Annotated in this window: 19 protein-coding genes and 1 pseudogene; 12 read left to right on the top strand and 8 right to left on the bottom strand. The window is 71.9% G+C overall.

Translation table 11 applies throughout. The annotated features are described in order from the left end of the window. The first annotated feature begins 31 nt into the window (after positions 1 to 31). The 5 genes and pseudogenes from ACQP2X_RS25070 (at position 32) to ACQP2X_RS25050 (ending at position 4,705) form a co-directional block, all read left to right on the top strand. Entirely contained in the window at positions 32 to 1,675 is a 1,644-nt protein-coding gene (locus ACQP2X_RS25070) for a histidinol-phosphatase (RefSeq protein WP_498700751.1), read from the top strand. A gap of 494 nt (positions 1,676 to 2,169) precedes the next feature. Next, entirely contained in the window at positions 2,170 to 2,871 is a 702-nt protein-coding gene (locus tag ACQP2X_RS25065; RefSeq protein WP_498700749.1) for a hypothetical protein, read from the top strand. 20 nt (positions 2,872 to 2,891) lie between these two features. Continuing rightward, positions 2,892 to 3,104: pseudogene (locus ACQP2X_RS25060) on the top strand (LexA family protein); the annotation flags it as partial. A gap of 528 nt (positions 3,105 to 3,632) precedes the next feature. Continuing rightward, entirely contained in the window at positions 3,633 to 3,875 is a 243-nt protein-coding gene (locus ACQP2X_RS25055; RefSeq protein WP_498701030.1) for a LexA family protein, read from the top strand. Further along, on the top strand, positions 3,875 to 4,705 hold the full coding sequence (locus ACQP2X_RS25050; RefSeq protein ID WP_498700747.1) for a PHP domain-containing protein: 831 nt from the start codon (positions 3,875 to 3,877) through the stop codon (positions 4,703 to 4,705). Before ACQP2X_RS25055 ends, ACQP2X_RS25050 begins: the two co-directional genes overlap by 1 nt. Here the strand turns inward: ACQP2X_RS25050 and ACQP2X_RS25045 are convergent. After that, entirely contained in the window at positions 4,702 to 5,421 is a 720-nt protein-coding gene (locus ACQP2X_RS25045; RefSeq protein ID WP_498700745.1) for a group II truncated hemoglobin, read from the bottom strand. The genes ACQP2X_RS25050 and ACQP2X_RS25045 overlap by 4 nt on opposite strands. 24 nt (positions 5,422 to 5,445) lie before the next feature. Beyond that, positions 5,446 to 6,468, bottom strand: coding sequence for an LLM class flavin-dependent oxidoreductase (locus tag ACQP2X_RS25040; protein WP_498700742.1), 1,023 nt, complete (start codon positions 6,466 to 6,468; stop codon positions 5,446 to 5,448). 101 nt (positions 6,469 to 6,569) lie between these two features. Here ACQP2X_RS25040 and ACQP2X_RS25035 point away from each other — a divergent pair, with 101 nt between their 5' ends. Further along, on the top strand, positions 6,570 to 7,082 hold the full coding sequence (locus ACQP2X_RS25035; protein ID WP_498700740.1) for a DUF4142 domain-containing protein: 513 nt from the start codon (positions 6,570 to 6,572) through the stop codon (positions 7,080 to 7,082). On the opposite strand, the gene ACQP2X_RS25030 is transcribed toward ACQP2X_RS25035, so the two are convergent. Both ACQP2X_RS25030 and ACQP2X_RS25025 read right to left on the bottom strand, forming a co-directional pair. Then, complete coding sequence (locus tag ACQP2X_RS25030; RefSeq protein WP_498700739.1) at positions 7,054 to 8,688, bottom strand: methyl-accepting chemotaxis protein; 1,635 nt, start codon at positions 8,686 to 8,688, stop codon at positions 7,054 to 7,056. The genes ACQP2X_RS25035 and ACQP2X_RS25030 overlap by 29 nt on opposite strands. A 9-nt stretch (positions 8,689 to 8,697) precedes the next feature. Next, on the bottom strand, positions 8,698 to 10,341 hold the full coding sequence (locus ACQP2X_RS25025; protein ID WP_498700737.1) for a methyl-accepting chemotaxis protein: 1,644 nt from the start codon (positions 10,339 to 10,341) through the stop codon (positions 8,698 to 8,700). Positions 10,342 to 10,572: 231 nt separating this feature from the next. Between ACQP2X_RS25025 and glnII the strand changes: the two genes are divergently transcribed. Then, complete coding sequence (glnII, locus tag ACQP2X_RS25020; protein ID WP_498700735.1) at positions 10,573 to 11,580, top strand: glutamine synthetase; 1,008 nt, start codon at positions 10,573 to 10,575, stop codon at positions 11,578 to 11,580. Positions 11,581 to 11,638: 58 nt separating this feature from the next. After that, positions 11,639 to 12,364 (top strand): N-formylglutamate amidohydrolase, encoded by a 726-nt coding sequence (locus ACQP2X_RS25015; RefSeq protein ID WP_498700733.1) that lies wholly within the window; start codon positions 11,639 to 11,641, stop codon positions 12,362 to 12,364. Here the strand turns inward: ACQP2X_RS25015 and ACQP2X_RS25010 are convergent. Genes ACQP2X_RS25010 through ACQP2X_RS25000 form a run of 3 tightly spaced genes read right to left on the bottom strand, consistent with a single transcriptional unit; the run spans position 12,357 to position 15,011 of the window. Then, positions 12,357 to 12,821 (bottom strand): molybdenum cofactor biosysynthesis protein, encoded by a 465-nt coding sequence (locus tag ACQP2X_RS25010; RefSeq protein WP_498700732.1) that lies wholly within the window; start codon positions 12,819 to 12,821, stop codon positions 12,357 to 12,359. The two genes, ACQP2X_RS25015 and ACQP2X_RS25010, sit on opposite strands and share 8 nt — an antisense overlap. Before the next feature lie 9 nt (positions 12,822 to 12,830). Beyond that, positions 12,831 to 14,129 (bottom strand): neutral zinc metallopeptidase, encoded by a 1,299-nt coding sequence (locus ACQP2X_RS25005; RefSeq protein WP_498700731.1) that lies wholly within the window; start codon positions 14,127 to 14,129, stop codon positions 12,831 to 12,833. A gap of 39 nt (positions 14,130 to 14,168) precedes the next feature. Then, positions 14,169 to 15,011 (bottom strand): phosphotransferase family protein, encoded by an 843-nt coding sequence (locus ACQP2X_RS25000; RefSeq protein ID WP_498700729.1) that lies wholly within the window; start codon positions 15,009 to 15,011, stop codon positions 14,169 to 14,171. Between the two features lie 83 nt (positions 15,012 to 15,094). On the opposite strand from ACQP2X_RS25000, the gene ACQP2X_RS24995 reads away from it, so the two are divergent. The 4 genes from ACQP2X_RS24995 (at position 15,095) to ACQP2X_RS24980 (ending at position 18,412) form a co-directional block, all read left to right on the top strand. After that, positions 15,095 to 16,069, top strand: coding sequence for a hypothetical protein (locus ACQP2X_RS24995; protein WP_498700727.1), 975 nt, complete (start codon positions 15,095 to 15,097; stop codon positions 16,067 to 16,069). Next, entirely contained in the window at positions 16,066 to 16,686 is a 621-nt protein-coding gene (locus ACQP2X_RS24990) for a formylglycine-generating enzyme family protein (protein ID WP_498700725.1), read from the top strand. The genes ACQP2X_RS24995 and ACQP2X_RS24990 overlap by 4 nt, the downstream gene beginning before the upstream one ends. A 75-nt stretch (positions 16,687 to 16,761) precedes the next feature. Then, positions 16,762 to 17,775 (top strand): hypothetical protein, encoded by a 1,014-nt coding sequence (locus tag ACQP2X_RS24985; protein ID WP_498700724.1) that lies wholly within the window; start codon positions 16,762 to 16,764, stop codon positions 17,773 to 17,775. Between the two features lie 46 nt (positions 17,776 to 17,821). After that, positions 17,822 to 18,412, top strand: coding sequence for a TetR/AcrR family transcriptional regulator C-terminal domain-containing protein (locus ACQP2X_RS24980; protein WP_498700722.1), 591 nt, complete (start codon positions 17,822 to 17,824; stop codon positions 18,410 to 18,412). Here ACQP2X_RS24980 and ACQP2X_RS24975 read toward each other — a convergent pair. Further along, complete coding sequence (locus ACQP2X_RS24975; protein WP_498700720.1) at positions 18,402 to 20,036, bottom strand: ABC-F family ATP-binding cassette domain-containing protein; 1,635 nt, start codon at positions 20,034 to 20,036, stop codon at positions 18,402 to 18,404. The two genes, ACQP2X_RS24980 and ACQP2X_RS24975, sit on opposite strands and share 11 nt — an antisense overlap. Positions 20,037 to 20,384 lie beyond the last annotated feature (348 nt).

The following is a 20,384-nucleotide window of genomic DNA, read 5'->3' as shown; positions in this document are numbered from 1 at the left end:
TCTGCTTCATGATCATCGAGGGGGAGTGGGCATGGCGAGCGATCAGACGCTGCCGGAGTGGGCCGATCCGGAGGTTCCCGAGTCGACGCTGGACGCGCAGGCCGTGTCGCGGCGGGGGATCCTCAAGAGCGCGGGGCTGTTCGGGGCCGGCTTCGCGGCGGCCGGTGCTCTCGCTCCGTCACCGGCGGCGGCTCACTCGTCGCATGCGGCGCCGGACGACGGTGACTTCGCGTATCTGGCCGGCGACCACCATGTGCACACGGTGTACAGCCACGACGCGAAATACACGTTCAGTCAGCAGGCCATGCGGGCGGCCCAGTTCGGTCTCGACTGGATGGTCATGACCGAGCACAGCAACATCGGGCACGCCACCGCCGGCGGCGCCCTGGCCGAGCACGCGGAGGTGGTCACGGCCCGCGCCGAGAACCCGCGCATGCTGCTGTTCCAGGGTCTGGAGTGGTACATCCCGGGCGCCGAGCACGCGACGGTGTTCACCGCGCCGGGTGCCAACGAGGCGACGATCCTGCGGGACTTCGAGTTGGCGTACGACGGGAAGCTCCTCAATCGCACGACGTCCACCGCCGACAACGAGGCGCTGGCCGTCGCGGCGATCAAGTGGCTGGCCGCCCGCAAGCGCGCCGGCGACGTCCCGGACGTGCTGGTGCTGGCCAACCACCCGTCCCGGCTCGGCATCGACTCGCCGTCCGAGCTGCGCGGATGGCGCGACGCCGACCCGAGCATCATGATCGGCATGGAGGGCGCGCCGGGCGCACAGGGCGCCGCCCTGCCCGGATGGCGCGGCGCCACCAGCATCCGCGGCGAGTACGAGAACAAGCCGTCCGACCAGTCCTGGCCCGGGTACCCCGCCGAGGCGTACGTGACCTATGGCGGTTTTGACTGGATGACGGCCACCGTGGGTGGCATGTGGGACGCGATGCTCGCGGAGGGCAAGCTCTTCTCCATCACGTCCAACTCCGACAACCACCGGACCGTGTACGACACGTGGCGCAACGGCGACTGGCCGGCCGGGCAGAACTTCGACAACACCGGCAAACTGCCCGACCCCGTGCCGACGGCGACGCCGCAGGCCGGCAGTGACTTCTGGCCAGGCCAGTTCAGCCGTACGCATGTGGGTGTGACCCGCTACGGCTACCGCGAGGTGATGGACGGGCTGCGCGCCGGCCGCGTCTGGGTCGACCACGGCCAGCTGCTGGACGCCATCGACGTCCGGCTCGTCGGGGGATCGAAATCGGCCACGCTGGGCGGGCGCCTGCGCGCGCGCCGGGGCGAGAGGCTGACGCTGCTCGTCACGGTGACCACGGCGTCCCGGCCGAACCTGCACAACGTGGTGCCTTCCCTGGCCCACGTCGATGTCATTCAGGGTGCCGTACGGGGACCCGCCGCCGACAGGAGCACGTGGCGCGCCCCCGCCACACGCGTGACGCGCAGCGTGGGAACGGCCGGGCGCAAGGGCACGTTCACGCTGCGCATCCCGATCGACCCGGTCCGCGAGCCCGGCTATCTGCGCCTGCGCGGCAGCGACGGCCGCCGGAACGGCCCCGGCCTGCTGGGCAAGGCGATCGACCCGCGAGGCCCGGTCGCGCACACGCCCGGCGACGGCGACCCGTGGCTGGACACGTGGTTCTACACCAACCCCATCTTCATCGACCTGTGATGGAGGGCGGCCCGGGAAGACCCCCACGCCGGGCCGCCGACGAGCCTCGATGACAACCGGTCATCGGGGCTCGTCCCTTTTCGGTACGGTGTCGCGATGCTCGCCATCAAGCCCCTGCATCTGCTGGTCTGCCTGATCGTCGTGATCGGGCTGGTCGTGGCCCTGATCGTGGCCGCCCGCCGCCGATGACCGTCCAAAAGTGTCATACCCCCGGTCTAGGGTCGCCCCATGACGCAGATCGGCAGCGCGTCCCGGCCCGTGCGACCCCCACGGGCCGTGGCGCCGCAGTTTTCCGCGGGGTTGTCACGAGAGTTCCCTGGGCGGCTTCCTCGCTCCTTGCTGGGGCGCTTCCTGTCGATTTTCCGCCGGCGGTCCGGGCACGCCGGCCGCGCTGTCCTGTTCGGGCGGTCTGATTTCCTTGGGCCATTCCTTCGGCCCCTCTCTGCCTCGCCGGTGCGGCTTTCTGCAGTGCGTGACCTGCGCGGAGGTGGGCGGTGACGGGCTCGGCCGGCGTGGTGGCGGGGCAGGTGCGGGGTCTCGTCGCCGAGGGCGCCGACCATCGCGAGGCGGAGCGGGCGCTGCGCGCGGCCGGGTGGACGCCGTGCGGTGCCGGCGACTGGGCGATCGCCCTGCGATCACCGGACGGGACGACGGCCGCGCGCATCAGCCCGTTCGACCCCACCGGGCCCTATGCGGCGGCGCTCTACCGGGAGGCCGCCCACACCGGGCAGGTGCCCATGCTGTTCGACCATCGCCGGCTGGCCGGTGGCGGTGACCTCCAGCTCATGGAGTGGCTCGAGGCGGTGCCCGGGGACGAGGCGGCGGCGTTCCACGAGGCGATCGCGGCCGGGGCCCCGCAGGTCGCCGAGCTGGTCCGTGTCGTCCGGCTGGTCCACGAGCGGGCACGGCGCGCACTGCCGTGGTGTGGCCCGCTCGACACCAACCCGTCGAACGTCATGCGCGCCGCCGACGGCCACCTCGTCGTGGCCGACCTGTTCTACGCGGACGGGCCAGCCCTCTACGAGACGGCGGCCACCGACCCTGACTTCCTGGTGTCCCACATCCCCGAGCCGGAGCGCCGATTCATGACCGAGATCCCTATGACCAGTTCCGGCCCCTGGCACGCCCGCGAGCGGGAGTCCACGCGCGCCGCCGTAGCGGCGGCCGACGCCCGTAGGGAGGTGACCACCACCTGATGCAGTCCGCACGGCACGACGACCTGACCGCCCGCCAGCACCGCATCCTGTCCTTCCTCCGCGAGTGGACCGGCCGGCACGGCTACCCGCCCACCATCCGCGAGATCGGCGAAGCGGTCGGCCTGACCTCGTCCTCCAGCGTCGCCTATCAACTGACCCAGTTGGAACGCAAGGGACACCTCCACCGCCGAGCCGGCCGAGCGCTCCTCACCGACCGCCCGCGCCGGTCCGCCGGTCCCGGAGAGCCACTGCCGGCGTCCCGCGACGGCGAACGTCCCTCATCGGGGGCACGTCGACCAGCAACGCCATTCGCAACGCCCCCGGCCGCCGAGCGCACGACTCCGGCCGACCCGCTTCCGGGCCGGACCGGCGCGATCCCGGCCGTGCCCTGCGATGACGGGCCTGGCGCCAGCGGGATCGGCTTTGGTGCGACAGATGCGGGCGGCGCGAGGGTCGCCCGGGCCTGTGTCGGCGGTGCCACCGCGAGTGGCGCGGGCGCTGCCGCAGCCTGCGTTGGTGGGGCCGAGGTGGGTCGTGCGAGCGATGGTGCGACCTGCGCCGGCGAGGTGGGCACGGGTGGCTCGACCGCGGACGGCCGGGGCGGGGCCGCGGGAATCGGCGGGGACGGGGGTCCTGGCGGTGGGGTGGTCCGCGGCGACGGGGCGTGTTCGGGTGAGGTTGGTGGGCGGTTCTTCGGGCCGGTGGCCCGGGACGGGTGGCTTGCGCTTCCCCGGGCTGTCGTCGGTGAAGGGGAGCACTTCATGGTGCGGGTCCGCGATGATGTGATGGCCGGCTCGGGGATCCGGGGCGGTGATCTCGTGGTTGTGCGGCGGCAGTCCGGTGCTCAGGCCGGTGAGATCGTCGCCGTGACGGTGGAGGGGGAGGCTGTGGTGCGGGTGTTCGAACGGCAGGTGTGGGCGGCCCGGTCCAGGCCCGCGAGGCACGTGCCAGGCGACGAGGCTGTTGTGCTCGGCCGTGTCGTCGCCGTTCTTCGGCAGCTGTGATGGTGCTTCCGGCGGACAGCCACGTCCACAGTGAATGGTCCTGGGACGCCACCGGCGGGGACATGGAGGCCACCTGTGCCCGCGCCCTTGAGATCGGGTTGCCGGCTGTGGCCTTCACCGAGCACATGGACCACACCGTGTGGCGTATCGAGCTCGAAGGGCCGTACGCCCTCGATGTTCTGCTCGAGACCGCCGACTCGGAAGGGATTCTGACGCCGCCCCGCTTCGACGCCGTGGGATATCTGGCGGCGGTCGAGCGATGCCGGGAACGGTTTCCGGAGCTGCGGATTCTCAGCGGGCTGGAGATGGGTGAGCCGCACTGGCACGCCGAGGCCGTGGGGCGGGTGCTCGCGGCGGGGCCGTTCGACCGGCTGCTCGGGTCGCTGCACGCCCTCCCGGACAACGGGGTCTACGCCGAGCCGTGGGGGATCTATCCGCATCGGGAGCCGGCCAGTGTGATGCGGGAATATCTCGAAGCGGTCGCGGTCATGGCCCGCACCGACTCGCCGTTCGCGGTGCTGGCTCATGTCGACTATCCGGTTCGGTCGTGGCCGGGGCACTTCGAGCCCTCGGAGTTCGAGGAGGAGTTCCGGTACGCGCTGCGGGCCACCGCCGAGTCGGGGCGGGCGCTGGAGATCAATACCCGGATCCCGCTGCACTCCACGATCCTGCGCTGGTGGCACGAGGAGGGCGGGGACGCCGTCACCTTCGGCAGCGACGCCCACTTTCCCGAGTTCGTGGGGCATGGCTTCGCCGACGCCGCGCAGATGGCCGAGGCGCACGGATTCCGGCCCGGGCCACGCCCGTACGACCTTTGGGGAAGGGCTTAACCCTTGTACGGCGGCGCCACGCCCCAGCCCCAGCGCGGCACCGGGGCCCGCTCCGGCGGGGTCGCGCCGGGCTGGGAATTGGCCACGGCCAGGCGGGTGCCCCACTCGATGTAGGACATGAAAGCGGCCCGGAACTCGGGATCGGCCGGCAGCCCCACCTCGTCGGCGGCGTCGGTCAGCAGGCTCACCCAGCGGCGGCGCTGCGGCTCGGTGATGCCCTTGCCCACGTGGTGGGCGAGCATGTGGGCGTAGCCGCCCCGGTCGGCGGTGTAGCGGGCCGGGCCGCCGAAAACCTCCGACAGCCACATGGCCACCCAGCGCGGATGGGCCGGGTCCATGTGGGCGAACAGCGGGCCGATCAGGTCGTCGGCGGCCACCAGTTCATAGAAGCGGCTGGTCAGGCGCTCGAACGCCGCGGTGCCGCCGGCCCAGTCGTACAGGCTCGGAACCGAACCGCCGGGACCGCGGAGCCCGGTCGGCTCGTAGAGGCGCGGCCCGCCGACGGGCGGGAAACCGGGGAGCAGGTCGGCCGGTGAAACCCTGGGACGGTCGGCGGCCGACGTCCACGTGATCCGCAGGAGATAGGTGTCGGGATCGCCGGTGTCGCGGCTCACCTCGTAGTCGGCGCACTGCGGCGCGCTCGCCAGGGAGCGCGCCGCCCGCTCGAACTCGCCGGTGTCGCCGGGGACGTGGTACCGGATGTACTCGACGGTCATCCGCCCACCGTAGACCGCGACCGCTCAGCCCGTGGTCCAGCCGATGGCGGGGGCGATGTGCTTGGTGATCGTCTCCAGGATGCGGGCGTTGTAGGCGACACCCAGCTGGTTCGGCACGGTGAACAGGATCGTGTCGGCCGCCTGCACGGCCGCGTCCGCCGCGAGCTCGGCCGCGATCCGGTCGGGCTCACCGGCGTACGTGCGGCCGAAGCGTGACCGGACCCCCTCCAGCAGCCCCACCTGGTCGCCCTGGTCCTGGCGGCCGAAGTAGACCCGGTCGATGTCCTCGGTGATCGGCAGGACGCTCCGGGAGATCGACACGCGCGGCTCGCGGCTGTGGCCGGCCTGCTCCCACGCCTCGCGGTAGAGGGCGATCTGTTCGGCCTGCAACTCGTCGAACGGCACCCCGGTGTCCTCCGAGAGCAGGGTGGAGCTCTGCAGGTTCACGCCGAGCTGGGCCGCCCACTGCGCGGTGGCCCGGGTGCCGGCGCCCCACCAGATCCGGTCGCGCAGGCCGGGGGACTGGGGCTGGATGGCCAGGCCGCCGCTGACGCCGCCGGTGCGGGCTGGATCGGTGCGGGCGACGGCCTCGCCGGAGATCGCCGACAGGAAGTACTCCGTCTTCGAGCGGGCCAGGTCGGCCGCCGTCGTGCCCTCGGGCGGGATGTAGCCGAACTCGTGGGCGCCGTTCAGGGCGGTCTCCGGGGATCCCCGCGAGACGCCGAGCTGCAGCCGCCCGCCGCTGATCAGGTCGGCCGCCGCGGCCTCCTCGGCCATGTAGAGCGGGTTCTCGTAGCGCATGTCGATGACGCCGGTGCCGATCTCGATGCGCCTGGTGCGGGCGCCGATCGCCGCCAGCAGCGGGAACGGCGAGGCCAGCTGGCGCTCGAAGTGGTGCACCCGGACGAACGCGCCGTCGACGCCCAGCTCCTCGGCCGCCTCGGCCAGCTCGATGGTCTGGAGCAGGGCGTCGGCCCCGGTGCGGGTCTGCGAGCCCGCGGCGTCGCGCCAGTGGCCGAAGGACAGGAAACCGATCTTCTTCTTCACGTCGCTGCCAACCGCCGGGGCCGTCCGCCTATTTCCGTACGCATGAATCCCCGCGAAACGGGAAAATTGGGCAGCTGACAACGACGCCCGAAAGGACCGAAATGTTAAAGTATCTGACCGCCGTGGCCGCTGCGGCGGGGCTGCTGGTGGCGCCGGCGCAACCGGCCGTCGCCGCGCCGAGCCTTCAGGACCTGAGTTTCCTGTACGCCGCGCACGAGTCCCATCTGTTCGAGATTGCCGGGGGCCGCGTCGCCGAGACGCGGGCCACCGTGCCCGAGGTCCGCGCCCTGGCCACCCGCATGGTCCGCGAGCACACGGAGATGGACCGGGTGCTGACCGCGACCGCCCAGCGGCTGGGCGTGGGGCTGCCGGCCGAGCCGAACGCCGCCCAGCGCAGCCGCGTCGCGCAGTACGAGACGTACGACCCGGCCCGCTTCGACATCGTCTACGTCCTCACCCAGCTCCTCGCCCACCAGACGGCCGTGTCCGACGGGCGGCGCCAGATCAAGGACGGGTCCGAGCCGAGCGTGGTCAAGCTCGCCCAGGACGCCGCGCCCATGATCGCCGGGCACCACCGGACGCTGATCAGCGTCCGGAAGCAGCTCCAGTCCTGATCTGGAACTGGTCGACGATCTCCTGGAGCTCGCGGGACATCAACTCGAGGTTCTCCGCCGTCTCCTGGGCCTCGGCCACGCCGTCCTTGGTCACCTGGGCCGAGGTCGCGACCCCGGAGACGCCCTCGGCGATCTCGCCCGAGCCGGTCGCGGCCTCGGTGATGTTGCGACCCATCTCGGCGGTGGTCGCCGTCTGCTCCTCGACGGCCGCCGCGATCGTCGTCGAATGCTCGTTGACCTCGCCGATGATGCCGGTGATCCGGTCGATGGCGCCGATCGCGGCCGTGGTGTCGTGCTGGATGGCCGTCACCCGGCGCGAGATGTCCTCGGTCGCCTTCGCCGTCTCCTGGGCCAGGTCCTTGACCTCGGAGGCCACCACCGCGAAGCCCTTGCCGGCCTCGCCCGCGCGGGCCGCCTCGATCGTCGCGTTCAGCGCGAGCAGGTTGGTCTGCTCGGCGATCGAGGTGATCAGCTTGACCACCTCGCCGATCTCGGCGCTGGAGCGGCCGAGCTGCCCGATGGTCTCGCCGGCCTCGCGGGCGCTGTCGACGCCGCTGGCCGCCACCCCGGCCGCCTGACTGGCGCTGCCCGAGATCTCGCGGATGGCCGCGTTCATCTCCTCGGTGCCGGCGGCCACGGTCTGCACACTGTGCGAGACCTCCTCGGCGGCCGAGGCGACCCGGTCCGACTGCTCGGACGCGCCGGCGGCGGCGTCGGAGATGCGGCCCGAGGCCGCGGTGAGCTCGTGCGAGGCCCCGGCCAGGGTACGACTGTGGTCGCTGATCCGGTGGAAGGCGGTGATCAGCACGTCCAGCGTGCTGTTCACGGCCCGGCCCATGGTGGCCAGCTCGTCCCGGCCGGTCTCCGGCGCCCGCACGGTCAGGTTCTTGTTCGCGACCGAGCGCAGCGTCTCGACGGTGGCGCTGAGCGGCCGGGTGATGCTGCGGGTGACCAGCACCGCGAGCAGCCCGGCCAGCACCAGGGCCAGGGCGCCGGCCACGACCATGAACGTCCGGGCCGTGTCGGCCGCGTCGTTGGCCTCGGTCTTGGCGTCGGCGGCGGCGGTGGCGGTCAGCGCCGTGAGGTCGTCGATGGCGCTGATGATCTTGTCCATCCACTCCAGCGCGGATCCGGCCACCAGCGTGCCGGCCTGCTTGGTGGCGCTCGCCGTGCCCTGGCGGTAGAGCGCGATGATCTGCTCGTCGACCGCCATGAACTGGGTGAACGCCTCCTCGGCGGCGGCGACGGCGGCCTCCTCCTCGGCGGTGAGGCCGTCCGCGCGCAGCACTTTGAGATCCTCGGCGAAGGCGGCGGTGGAGGCGAGGAAGTTCTTGCGCTGCCCGACCGTGTCGGAGGTGGCGTTCTCCACCCCGCGCACGGTGTCGAAGGCGTACCCGGTCTGCCAGCCGTTGAAGTCGGCCGTGCGGAACTTCGCCGTGAGGGCGTCCGCCCTCGCGCCGGCGGCGTCGGCCAGCCTCTCGGTCGCGTTCTCGGCCGAGTTCTGCCCCCACAGGCCGATCCCGAGCGCGATGACCATGCACAGGCACACGCCGGTGAACGCGCCACCCAGCCGTACGCCGATCTTGATGTTGCCGAGCACGCCCATCGATGCCTCTCAGACGCGGAAACGAGCCACTACCGAACGGAGCTCGTCGGAAACGCGGGACAGCTCGGTCACCGAGGCGTCGGCCTCGGTGAGCGCGCTGGTCTGTGCTTGTACGGACTCGGCCACCACGTTGATGTTGCCGGCGATGTTCGAGCTGCCGCTGGCGGCGTCGCCGATGCTGCGGCTCATCTCGTTGGTGGTGGCCGTCTGCTCCTCGACCGCCGAGGCGATGGTGACCTGGTAGTCGTTGATCTCCGAGATGATCCGGGAGATCTCGCCGATCGCGTCGACGGCGCTCGACGTGTCGTCCTGAATGGCCTCGACCCGCCGCGAGATGTCCTCGGTGGCCTTCGCGGTCTCCTGGGCGAGGTCCTTGACCTCGGTCGCCACCACGGCGAAGCCCTTGCCGGCCTCGCCCGCGCGGGCCGCCTCGATCGTCGCGTTCAGCGCGAGCAGGTTGGTCTGCTCGGCGATCTGGGTGATCACCTTGACCACGTTGCCGATCTCCTCGGAGGAGGTGCCGAGCTTGGCCACGGTGTCGTTGGTGTTCTGGGCGACGCCGACCGCGCGGGCCGCGACCTGGGCCGCGTTGTTGGCGTTCTCGGCGATCTCGCGGATCGAGACGCCCATCTCGTCGCTGCCCGCGGCCACCGACTGCACGCTGGTCGAGACGTCGCCGGCGCTGTTGGCCACGACGTTGGCCTGTTCGGCGGCCTCGCGGGCGCCCTCGGCGAGCCGGGTGCTGATGCTCGCGAGCCGCTGCGTGCCCTCGCCGAGGGTGGCCGCGCCGTGGTTGAGGTCGTCGACCGTCTGCCGGAGGCCGTCGCGGGCGCGATTGACGGCGTACGCCATGGCGCCCAGCTCGTCGTGCGAACGCACCTCGGCCGCGACCGTCAGGTCGCCCTCGGCCACCGCGTCCAGCGCCTTGGAGACCGTGGCCAGCTGCGGCCGGATGAGGCGGATCACCCCGACGCAGACCGCGAGCGCGAGCAGCAGGCCGATGGCCAGGCCGATCAGGGTGACCGTGCGGGCGCTCTTGTAGGCGTTCTCGCCCGCGGTCGCCATCGCGTCCGCCTCGGCGTCCTCGGTCTCCTGGAGCTTCTCGATGTCCGAGGTCATGGTGGCCTCGGTCTCGTTGAACGCGGTGAGCAGGTCGGCCGGGGCCGGTGTGTCGAACTTCGCGGGGATCGCCTCGCCGAAGAAGGCGTAGTCGCGCAGCGCCCGGTAGTGCTCGAGCGCGTCGCTGAACTCGGACAGCACGGCGGTGCGGGTGGCCGACCCGGTGGTGGCGGCGGCATAGGCCTCGAGCGCGTCGTCGGCCGTCTTGTCCCCGGTCTCGATGGTCGTGCGGCCGCTCGCCCGCGCGGCGTCGGTCTTGGCGCTGGAGACCTGCACCATGCCGCGGAACATCACCGCGAGCCCGCCGCGGATGTTCGCGACCTGCTGAAGGCTGTCGACGTGCTGCGCCTTCATGACCTTGAGATCGTCACCGAGGGTGGCCATCCGGTTGATCGAGATGACAGTGACCGCGATGGCCACCACCGCCATGCAGACGGCGGCCGCGATCGTCTTGGCCAGCAGGCTCCGGTCGGCGAAATACGCCGTGAGCGGCTTGCGGTCAATCGTGGTCGCGAATCCACCGCGATCGGGCATCGCACTTCCCCCTAGAACCAGGACCGACGGAACAACGGTAGATCCGGACTCACTAAGTGGGGCGAAATTCGCCAAAACCCCTGCAACGGGCACGCGGCTGCGATACGCACCGTTATTTCCGCGCTGTTAACGCGGACGGTGTTGATCCTCTCACCGTCGGGAGGCGCTCAAGGTGATCACCGCTCGGTAGCATCGCCCGTCGTTCCCCCTTATGTCCCAAGGAGCGAGTGAATGCCGTTCAAGGCTGAGTACATCTGGATCGACGGCACCGAGCCGACCGCCAAGCTCCGGTCGAAGACGAAGATCGTCGAGGACGGCGCCGACCTGCCGATCTGGGGCTTCGACGGCTCCAGCACGAACCAGGCGCCCGGCGACAAGTCGGACTGCGTGCTCAAGCCGGTCTTCGTCTGCCCCGACCCGATCCGCGGCGGCGACAACAAGCTGGTCCTGTGCGAGGTGCTGCTGATCGACGGCCGGCCGCACCCGACGAACACCCGCGCCGAGTGCGCCGAGGTCGCCGCCAAGTTCGCCGACCAGGAGCCGATCTTCGGCATCGAGCAGGAGTACACCTTCTTCCAGGACGGCCGCCCGCTCGGCTTCCCGCTCGGCGGCGGCTTCCCCGCCCCGCAGGGTGGCTACTACTGCGGCGTCGGCGCCGACGAGGTGTTCGGCCGCGACATCGTCGAGAAGCACATGGACCTGTGCCTCGAGGCCGGCCTGCACCTGAGCGGCATCAACGCCGAGGTCATGCCCGGGCAGTGGGAGTTCCAGATCGGCCCGGTGGCCGCACCGCAGGTCGCCGACGAGCTGTGGGTGGCCCGCTGGCTGCTCTACCGCATCGCCGAGGACTTCAACGTCAGCGCCACCCTCGACCCCAAGCCGGTCAAGGGCGACTGGAACGGCGCCGGCGCGCACACCAACTTCTCCACCGCGGCCATGCGTGAGAACTACGACGCGATCATCACGGCGGCCGAGTCGCTCGGCAAGGACGGCAAGGTCGCCGAGCACATCGCCGGCTACGGCGCCGACATCCAGCACCGGCTCACCGGCATGCACGAGACGGCTCCGTGGAGCGAGTACAGCTACGGCGTCTCGGACCGGGCCGCCTCGGTGCGCATCCCGTGGCAGGTCGAGAAGGACGGCAAGGGCTACATCGAGGACCGCCGCCCGAACGCCAACTGCGACCCGTACGTCGTCACCCGCCTGCTGATCAACACCGTCTGCTCGGCCCTGGCCTGACGTAGCGTTGCGCCCGGAGGGTGGGGAACACCTTCCGGGCGTACGGCGGGAGAGGTCCTTGATCTTCGACATCCGGCCCGGTGATCCGGCGTCGCCGGTGATCCTGCACGTGCCGCATGCCTCGCGCGCGCTGACGGCGGAGGCGCGGGCGTCGATCCTGCTGGACGACGGCGAGCTGGCCGAGGAGCTGGACCATCTCACCGACGCGCACACGGCGGAGATCGCGGCCGGTGTGCCGGGGGTCTGGGAGTTCCGGAACCGCTGGTCGCGGCTGGTGGTCGATCCGGAGCGGTTCCCCGACGAGCGCGAGGAGATGCTCGCGGTGGGCATGGGGGCCGTCTATACGCACGGCTACGCGGGGCGGCGGTTGCGGAGCAGCGATCCGGATCGGGATCGCCGGTTCATCGAGGAGCATTTCCAGCCGTACGCCTCGGGAATGACCGATCTCGTGGGGGAGCGGCTCGCGGCGACCGGCCGGGCGATCATCGTGGACGTCCATTCGTACCCGGTGGTGGCGTTGCCCTACGAGCTGCACGGCGACGGCCCGCGCCCGCCGATATGTGTCGGCACGGATGATTTCCACACCCCACCCGCGCTCGCCGCCGCCGCAAAAGCGACATTTCCTGAAATGTCGCTCAACTCCCCGTTCGCGGGTTGCTATGTGCCGCTGAAGTACTACGGCCGGGAGCCGGCGGTGCAAGCGGTCATGATCGAGATCCGCCGGGACTGCGACCCGGAGGTGGTGGCGCGGCAGTTGACCGCCTTCGTCGAGGCGATCAGCTGACGGTCACCGGGCCGAGTCGCAGGATCCCGTCATCGAGGGGCTCACACCGGATGCCGCCCTTGCCCCGCAGCGCCTTCCACGCGCCCGGCCCCACGGCCACGTCCATCCACGCGCAGGGGTGCGCCCTGCGGTTGACCTTCAGCCGCACCGGCCCGTCACCCGAGTCGAGCGTCAGCACCTGACCGATCAGATCGTCCACGATCAGGCCCGCGATGAGCACGTTCCGGCGTACCTCGGCCAGGCCTCTGCCTTGCGGCAGCCACTCCTGGCTGATCACCGTCACGCTCGCGTCGCGGTGGGCCGGCTTGCCGAAGTAGCGGTCACCCACGATCCCCAGGCCCTTGCGGATCTCGACGAACGGGACCAGCTCGCCCGGCGGGGCCGGCGCCGGGCCGTCCGCGGGCCGCCCCTCGAAGCGGTGAACGGGCGAGGCGAGCAGTTCGACGATCTCCGGCACCCCGGAATCTTAGGCACGGCAGGCGGACAGCCCCTCCAGCACTCCCGAGCGATAGGCAGCGATCCGGTCGAACGCCGTCGGCCCGCTGCCGTCCGAGGCCCGGCCGAACGCCAGCAGCGCCGACACCGCCTCGTCGAGATCGCCCGGCGACAGGCGCAGCGACTTCCGGTCTTCACGGGTGAGCACGTCGTTCGTCCACGACCCGGCCAGGCAGTCGACCGCTAGCTGACCGGCCCGGTCCCGGGTCTCGGCGCCGCGCCGGTCCTGCGCCGCCCGCGCGAACAGGTCGCCCAGCAGCATCCCGACCGCGTAGTCGCCGATCTTCGAGTGCAGCTGCGGGCCCAGGTCGGTCGTGTCGAACGCCGCGAAGTCGCCGTCCGGGCAGTAGAAGGCGGCGCCGCCGGCCGACGCGTCCGGCCGCTCGCAGGCCGGCGGCGAGCCGGCCTCGAACGCCTGCACCTGTAGTTGCGGCCACTGCTCGCCGGTGAGCTGCGGATATGTCCGCTGCCAGTAGCCCTGAGCGTCGGCCGCCAGCGACTGGACCGCCTCGTCGTACGGCAGGTCGCCGCCCGTGGCCGCCTCCTCCTGGGTGCTGAACGGCACCTCGGTCACCGGCAGATTGCTCGCCCGGTATCGCGCGCACTGACCGGCGCCGTCCTCGACGCCCTCCTGGAGGGCCCGGATGCGGTCGAAAGCGTTGCCGTGCGCTCCTTCGGCCTCGGCCGGCGTGCCCGGCTGATCGCGCAGCAGAAGAAGCCCCGCGACCGTGGTGTCCAATTGCTCCGCGGTCAGCTTCTTGAACGCCTTCGACCGTCCCGCGAGCACGTCGGCCAGCCATGCACCGGCGTAGCAGTCGGCCTGCTGTTCGAGGACCACGGTCTGCTGGTTGTCCGGACCGATCCGGGCCTGGATGGCGTGCCCGTATTCGTGCGCCATCACCACACCGACCAGCACCGGGCCGTAATCGGCCTCCAGCGATGGAATGAGCGTCTGCGCGTCCCAGGCGATGAAGTCCTGATCGGGGCAGTAGAACGCGTTCGGCGAATAGTCCGCCTGCTGCCCGCCGCAGGCCGGCGGCGGATCGCTCTCGGTGTAGGGGTGATAGCCGCCCTTGATCGGCTGGAACGCCTGCCCGCCGGCCAGGCCGGGGAACTTCTCACCCCAGAACCGTTCGACGTCCTTCAAAGCATTTGTCACCGTGCCCGACGCCCGCTGCGGGGCCGGATCGTCCTCCAGGGACGGAAACGCGCATGCCGCGAGCATCACCACGATCACGACCGCGAACAGTCGCCACGCCTTCACCGACATCAATCCTCCCGGGGCACCTATACCCCGTTATAGAGGTGGTCATCCAGCCAGCCGTTCCAGCAGCGGCCGCAGCGCCCGGGCCCGGGCCGCCTGCCAGCACCGCAGCGTCGGCAGTCCGGCGAGCGGCGGCAGCGCCGACCGGTAGCGCCACATCCCGGCCAGCGCCGCCACGAACCGCGACGCCCCCTCGGGCAGTCCCCACAACGTCTCCTCGGCCACCCGCAGCGCCGCAGCGGGCCCGTCCCGGTGCCCGCCGGCGATCACGTCCGCCGCCAGCCGCGCACCGTCCAGCCACGACGCCCCGGCACAGCCGAAGCTCCAGTCCACCAGCGTCGCCGCCCGCGGGCCGACCAGGGCGTTGTCCGCTCGCACGTCCTGATGGACCAATGACGCCCCGGCCGTCCACTCCGGCCACCCGTGGGCCAGCCGAGCCAGCCGGGGCGCGTGCTCCCGCTCCCATTCGTCGAGGTCTCCGGCCCGATCCCAGCCGTCCAGGTCCGTCAACAGCTCGCCGATCCGCGGCACCCCGGCCGGCGCGGGCAGGCTCCCGATCTCGGCGCAGGCGGCGGCGACCAGCCCGGCGCCCCGGTCGTCCCACGGCGGCCCGGCCGGCACACCCTCGACCCGCGACATGATCAGCGCGAACCAGCCGTCGACCTCGGCCGTGCCGATCAGCTTCGGCGCGGGCGCGGCCGCCGGCAGTGCCGCCAGGACGACCGCCTCGCGCCGGTACGCGCGGCAGGAGCCCGTGGCGGAGACCGGCACGGCCTTCACGAAGATCTCCCGGCCGTCGGACAGGCCGAGGATCGCGGCCGGGCCCGGTGTCATCCCTCCGTGCACGTCGCGGCTGCTCACCGCCGGTGCGCCGGAGATCGAAGTCACCTTTTGCCGTAGCGACACGGGCGCTTCCGCCCAAGCCGGACGCTGCGTGAACACCGTCGTACTGTGCCACTAGATTGGTCGCCATGGTGGTGAGCGAAACCCTCGGCGTCGTCGCCCACCCCGGCGGCCTGCTGGTCGACCGTCCCGAGTTGAGCGTCGGCGTGTCCTTGATCGTCTCCCGGCCGACCGGCCTGGAGATCCGGCTGGCCGCCCGCCACCCGGCCGAGCCCGGCGACGAGCCACCCGGGCTGGACGAGTGGGGCGAGCTGCGCCCCGGCCCGGCCGGGGTGACGGCGCCGCGGGTGCTGCTGCCCGAGTACGACGAGGGCATGCACCTGCGGGTCGGCCTGCTCGGCCCGTCGGGCCGGGCCCAGTGGGTTTACGGGTCGACGTCGGTCTACTCGGGGCGCTACGTCGAGGTGCGCACCACGGTGGTGCTGCCGCCCGTCTTCGACCACGTCGACCTGGTGCTGGCCTGGCCCGAGATCGGATTTCCGGAAGCGGTGATCAGCCTGGCCCTGCCCGGACGGGCCGCCGTGCAGCGGGGCACGTTCTCGGTGTGGGAGGCGACCCCGGTGGCCACGCTGGCGGCCGGGACGGCCCCGGCCGGCGACACGTCGGTGCTGCCCGAGCCGCCGCTGCTGGGCGACCCGGGCTCCCCGCGGATCGAGGCCGGCCGCCTCGCCGCCGACCCGTGCGTGCTGGTCCGCGACCGCGACGCCGTGATCGTGCTGTCCCGGGTGACCCGCTCCGGCCCGATCCTGGCTCTGGAGGTGGAGAGCCTGGCCCGGGGCGAGGCGGCGACCCGGCTCGAACAGGTCGAGCTGCCCGGCGACGACTTCGTGCGGCTGCGGCCCACGGTGGCCCTGCTGCACGGCGCCTCGGCGTTCCCGCTGCGCGCCTACGAGGGCGGCTACAGCGGCGGGGCCGGCACCTTCCACGCCACCGAGGAGTTCGCGGTGGCCAGCGCCGAGGCCCTCGACCTGCTGGTGGCCTGGCCGGCCGCGGGCATACCGGCCCACCGGGCGGTGGTTCCGCTGAACCGGCTCGACGGGTGATCCGGCTCCCGGCGGGCCGGGTCGTGCTGGCCGACCGGCGTACCCGGCGCCAATGGCAGGTCGATCTGGCCCCCTTCGCGATCGCGGCCCTGCCGGTGACCGAGGACGAGTACGGTTCGGTCCCCGGCTCCCGCCTTCCCGCGGCCGAGGTGTCGTGGCTCGACGCGGTGCGCTTCTGCAACGAGCGCTCGTCGCTGGAAGGGCTGACCCCGGCGTACGGCATCGACGGTGACGACGTGGCATGGGATCGTTCGGCCGGCGGCTACCGGCTGCCGACCGAGGCGGAGTGGGAGTTCGCCTGCCGCGCCGGCACCGACGGCCCCCGCTACGGCGACCTCGCCGACATCGCGTGGTACCGGGACAATTCAGGTGGCAAGGCGCACGAGGTCGGCACCCGGGCGGCGAACGCCTGGGGCCTGTTCGACATGATCGGCAACGTCTGGAACTGGTGCTGGGACCTGTACGACCCGTCGGTCTACGGCACCTACCGCGTCCTGCGCGGCGGCGGCTGGTTCGACGAGCACTGGAGCTGCCGGGCCTCCGTACGCCGCCGCAGCCACCCCTCCTTCCGCGTCGACGACGTCGGCTTCCGCCTGGCCCGGACCATCACGGCCTGACCTCCGCTTCCTCAAGTCGCTGGGCCCCGGTGCCGACAAGGAGTGTCCGACAGGGGGACGGCCGGGGGAGAGAACGTGGCAGCAGAGCGGGATCAGGTACGGGCGCCGGGCGCGCTCACGCGGGGCCCACGCCCGGCGTGGCACCGGGCCGGGCTGACGGTGGCCGCCGTGACGCTGGCCGTGACCGGCGCCGGAGCGTTCCTGGCCGACACGTACGCCACCCAGGCGACCTGCGACCACATCAGCGGCATCGGCGTCGCCGGCGAGGGCTACGACAGCGTGAAGGACGGCTTCGACCGGCACGCGGGCCTGCTCCTGCTGCACAGCGACCTGCGCCACGCCGTCAAGGGCCTCGCCGCCGACGAGCGGAAGCGCCAGGCCCTCGCGGCCCAGGACGCCACCGCCGAGACGGTCCAGGCCGCGCTCGCCCTCGACGACGACATCGAGAGCCGGGCCCGGGTCGCCCAGGCTTCGTGCAACCTGCCCGTGGTCGGCGTGCTCTTCCCGGGTGAGGACGCCTCCCTCGCCGCCGCGACGACGGCCATCGTGGCCACCCCGGCCGCCTCTTCCTCTCCCTCTCCGTCTTCCTCTCCCTCTCCGTCTTCTTCTTCGTCCTCCGCCTCCTCTTCCTCCGTGCCGTCCGCCCCATCGGCGCCTCCGGCCACCACGCCGGTCGCGGTTCCCTCGGCCGCGCCGGCGGCCCCGGAGCCGGACGAGGTCGCGGAGCCCGCGCCGGTGTACGTGGCCGCCCCGGCCGAGATCGCCCACGCCCAGGCCCGTGTGGCCGAGGCCGGCGCCGAGTACCGGCGGCTGCTCGCCTCGCCCGAGGCCACCCTCGCCCAGCGGGACGTCGCCCTCTACGAGCTGGCGGCGGCCAAGACCCACCTGGCCGACCTCAAGGCCGGCAACCCGAATGCCCGCCATCTGAAGCTGGAGCTGTGGGGCGCGAACGCCTATCTGTCGGCCGCCATCGCCGACTACCGGGCCCTGCTGACCGACCCGGCCGCGACCGATGGCGACAGGACCAAGGCCGTGGCGGTCGTCGACTACTGGCAGGCCCGGCTGGACGCCCTCGCCGACCTTCTCTAACATCGTTAGAGGCGTGCTCTAACGATGTTAGAGAGAGGGTTGAGGGTTGGCGCTGGACAGGGAAAAGGTCGTCGCGGCGGCGCTGGAGCTGCTCGACGAGGGCGGCCTCGACGGCTTGACGCTGCGGAAGCTGGGTGATCGGCTGGGCGTACGCGCGCCCACGCTCTACTGGTACGTGAAGGACAAGGCCGCGCTCGTCGCCGCCCTGGCCGAGGCGATCCTGAGCGATCTGAACGACCTGCCGCGGCCGGTCGCGGGGCAGACGTGGGACGACTGGCTCGCCGGGGTGGCCGTGCGGCTCCGGGCCGCGATGATCGCCCACCCGGACGGCGCGCGGATCGTCTCCACGGCGACCCTGTCGGAGACGCTGGCCGGGGTCTCCGAGCTCGCCATGCGGACGCTCTTCACCCACGGCGTGCCGCTACGCCAGGCCCGCTTGACGGTGCTGGTCGTCGTGCGGTTCACCATCGGCCACGTGCTGGACGAGCAGTCGCCGAGACCGTCCGGCCCCTTCGACGTGGACGGCTTCACCGAACGCCATCCGACGCTGGTGGCGGCGATCGGCGACTACCTGCTCGACGGCCGCACCGCCGACGACCTGTTCGCCGACGCCGTCCGGGTGATCGTCAGCCGATGACCTTGCCGGCGGCGACCTCGAGGTGCCGGGTGGTGCTGACCGCCTCCAGCATCCGCCGGTCGTGGGTGACGAGAAGAAGCGTTCCGGTGTACGAGCTGAGGGCCGACTCCAGCTGCTCGATGGCGGCCAGATCGAGGTGGTTGGTCGGCTCGTCGAGCACGAGCAGGTTGACCCCGCGCGCCTGGAGAAGCGCCAGCGCCGCCCGCGTGCGCTCGCCCGGCGACAGCGTGGCCGCGGGCCGCAGCACGTGCGCGGCCTTGAGCCCGAACTTCGCCAGCAGCGTCCGCACGTCGGCGTCGGAGAACTCGGGAACCGCCGCACCGAACGCCCGGGCCAGCGTCTCGTCGCCCAGGAACAGCCCCCGCGCCTGATCGATCTCGCCGACGACGACACCGGGCCCGAGCGCCGCGCTGCCCTCGTCGAGCGGCAGCCGCCCGAGCAGAGCAGCGAGCAGCGTCGACTTGCCCGACCCGTTGGCGCCGGTGATGGCCACCCGGTCGGCCCAGTCGATCTGCAACGTCACCGGCCCCAGCGTGAACCCGCCCCGGCGCACCACGGCCTCACGCATGGTCGCCACCACCGCGCCCGCCCGCGGCGCCGCGGCGATCTCCATCCGCAGCTCCCACTCCTTGCGGGGCTCCTCGACCACGTCGAGCCGCTCGATGAGCTTCTCGGTCTGCCGGGCCTTGGCCGCCTGCTTCTCACTGGCCTCGGCCCGGTACTTCTTGCCGATCTTGTCGTTGTCCGGCGCCTTACGATGCGCGTTCCGGACACCCTTCTCCATCCAGGCCCGCTGCATGCGAGCCCGTTCGAGCAGGTCGTCCTTCTTCTCGGCGTACTCCTCGTACTGCTCACGAGCGTGCAGCCGGGCCCGCTCCCGCTCCTCCAGATAGGCGGTGTAGCCGCCGCCGACCAGGTTGACGCGCTGCTGAGCGAGGTCGAGCTCCAGCACCTTGGTCACGGTCCGCGAGAGAAACTCCCGGTCGTGGCTGACCAGCACGGTCCCGGCCCGCAGCCCGGAGACGAACTCTTCGAGCCGCCGCAGCCCGTCAAGATCGAGGTCGTTCGTAGGCTCATCGAGCAGAAAAACGTCATAACGGCTCAGAAGCAGCGAAGCCATACCGGCCCGCGCCGCCTGCCCACCGGACAGCGCGGTCATCTGATGATCGAGCGCGACATCAAGCCCGAGCTCGGCCGCAACCTGAGCCGCCCGCTCGTCCAGATCGGCCCCACCGAGATCAAGCCACCGTTCCAGCGCCGCCGAGTACGCGTCATCAGCACCGGCCCGCCCTTCGGTGAGCGCCGCGGTGGCTTCGTCGAGCGCCAGCTGCGCCGGCCCGACCCCGGTACGCCGCCCGAGAAAATCCCGCACGCTCTCACCGGAGCGCCGCTCCCTTTCCTGCGGCAGATATCCGACGTTCGCGCTGGGCGGGCTGAGGGACACCGTTCCGCTTTCCACAGGCAGAATCCCCGCCAGAGTCCGGAGAAGCGTCGTCTTGCCGGCCCCGTTGACCCCGACCAGCCCGATGACGTCCCCCGGCGCCACCACAAGGTAAAGCCCACTGAACAGCGTCCGGTCACCGTGCCCCGCAGCAAGCTCGCGGGCAATCATCGTCGCGCTCATATCGCCCCAGATCCTACGGAGCCCCCCAACCGGTTTTCCGCACCGCCGCCCCGCTACCCGTCGATCCGAGATCACGCCGCCGCTAGCCCGGCCACCGCAAAAGCCGCCGGCCCGCGCCGCCGCCCTTGGCCGCCCACCCCTGCTGGGGTGCACACTCTCCGTCCGTGCCCGCTGGCCTTCCTGCCCGCTGGCCTTCCTGCCCGCTGGCCTGGCTGCTGTCGCTGCGCTGTGTCGCCGCTCGGCCGCGCTTCCATAGCAGGCCGCCGCGCCCGCCGCTGCGCCCGGCACGTCGCCGTCCGGGCGGTAGCGCTGACCCGTCGCGCCGCGCTCAGCCACCTCGCCGCCCAG

The sequence above is a fragment of the Actinoplanes sp. CA-131856 genome (assembly GCF_050956135.1).
Lineage (GTDB): Bacteria > Actinomycetota > Actinomycetes > Mycobacteriales > Micromonosporaceae > Actinoplanes.
The sequence above is the reverse complement of the archived record's forward strand: the minus strand, read 5'-3'. Positions and strand labels throughout refer to the sequence as shown.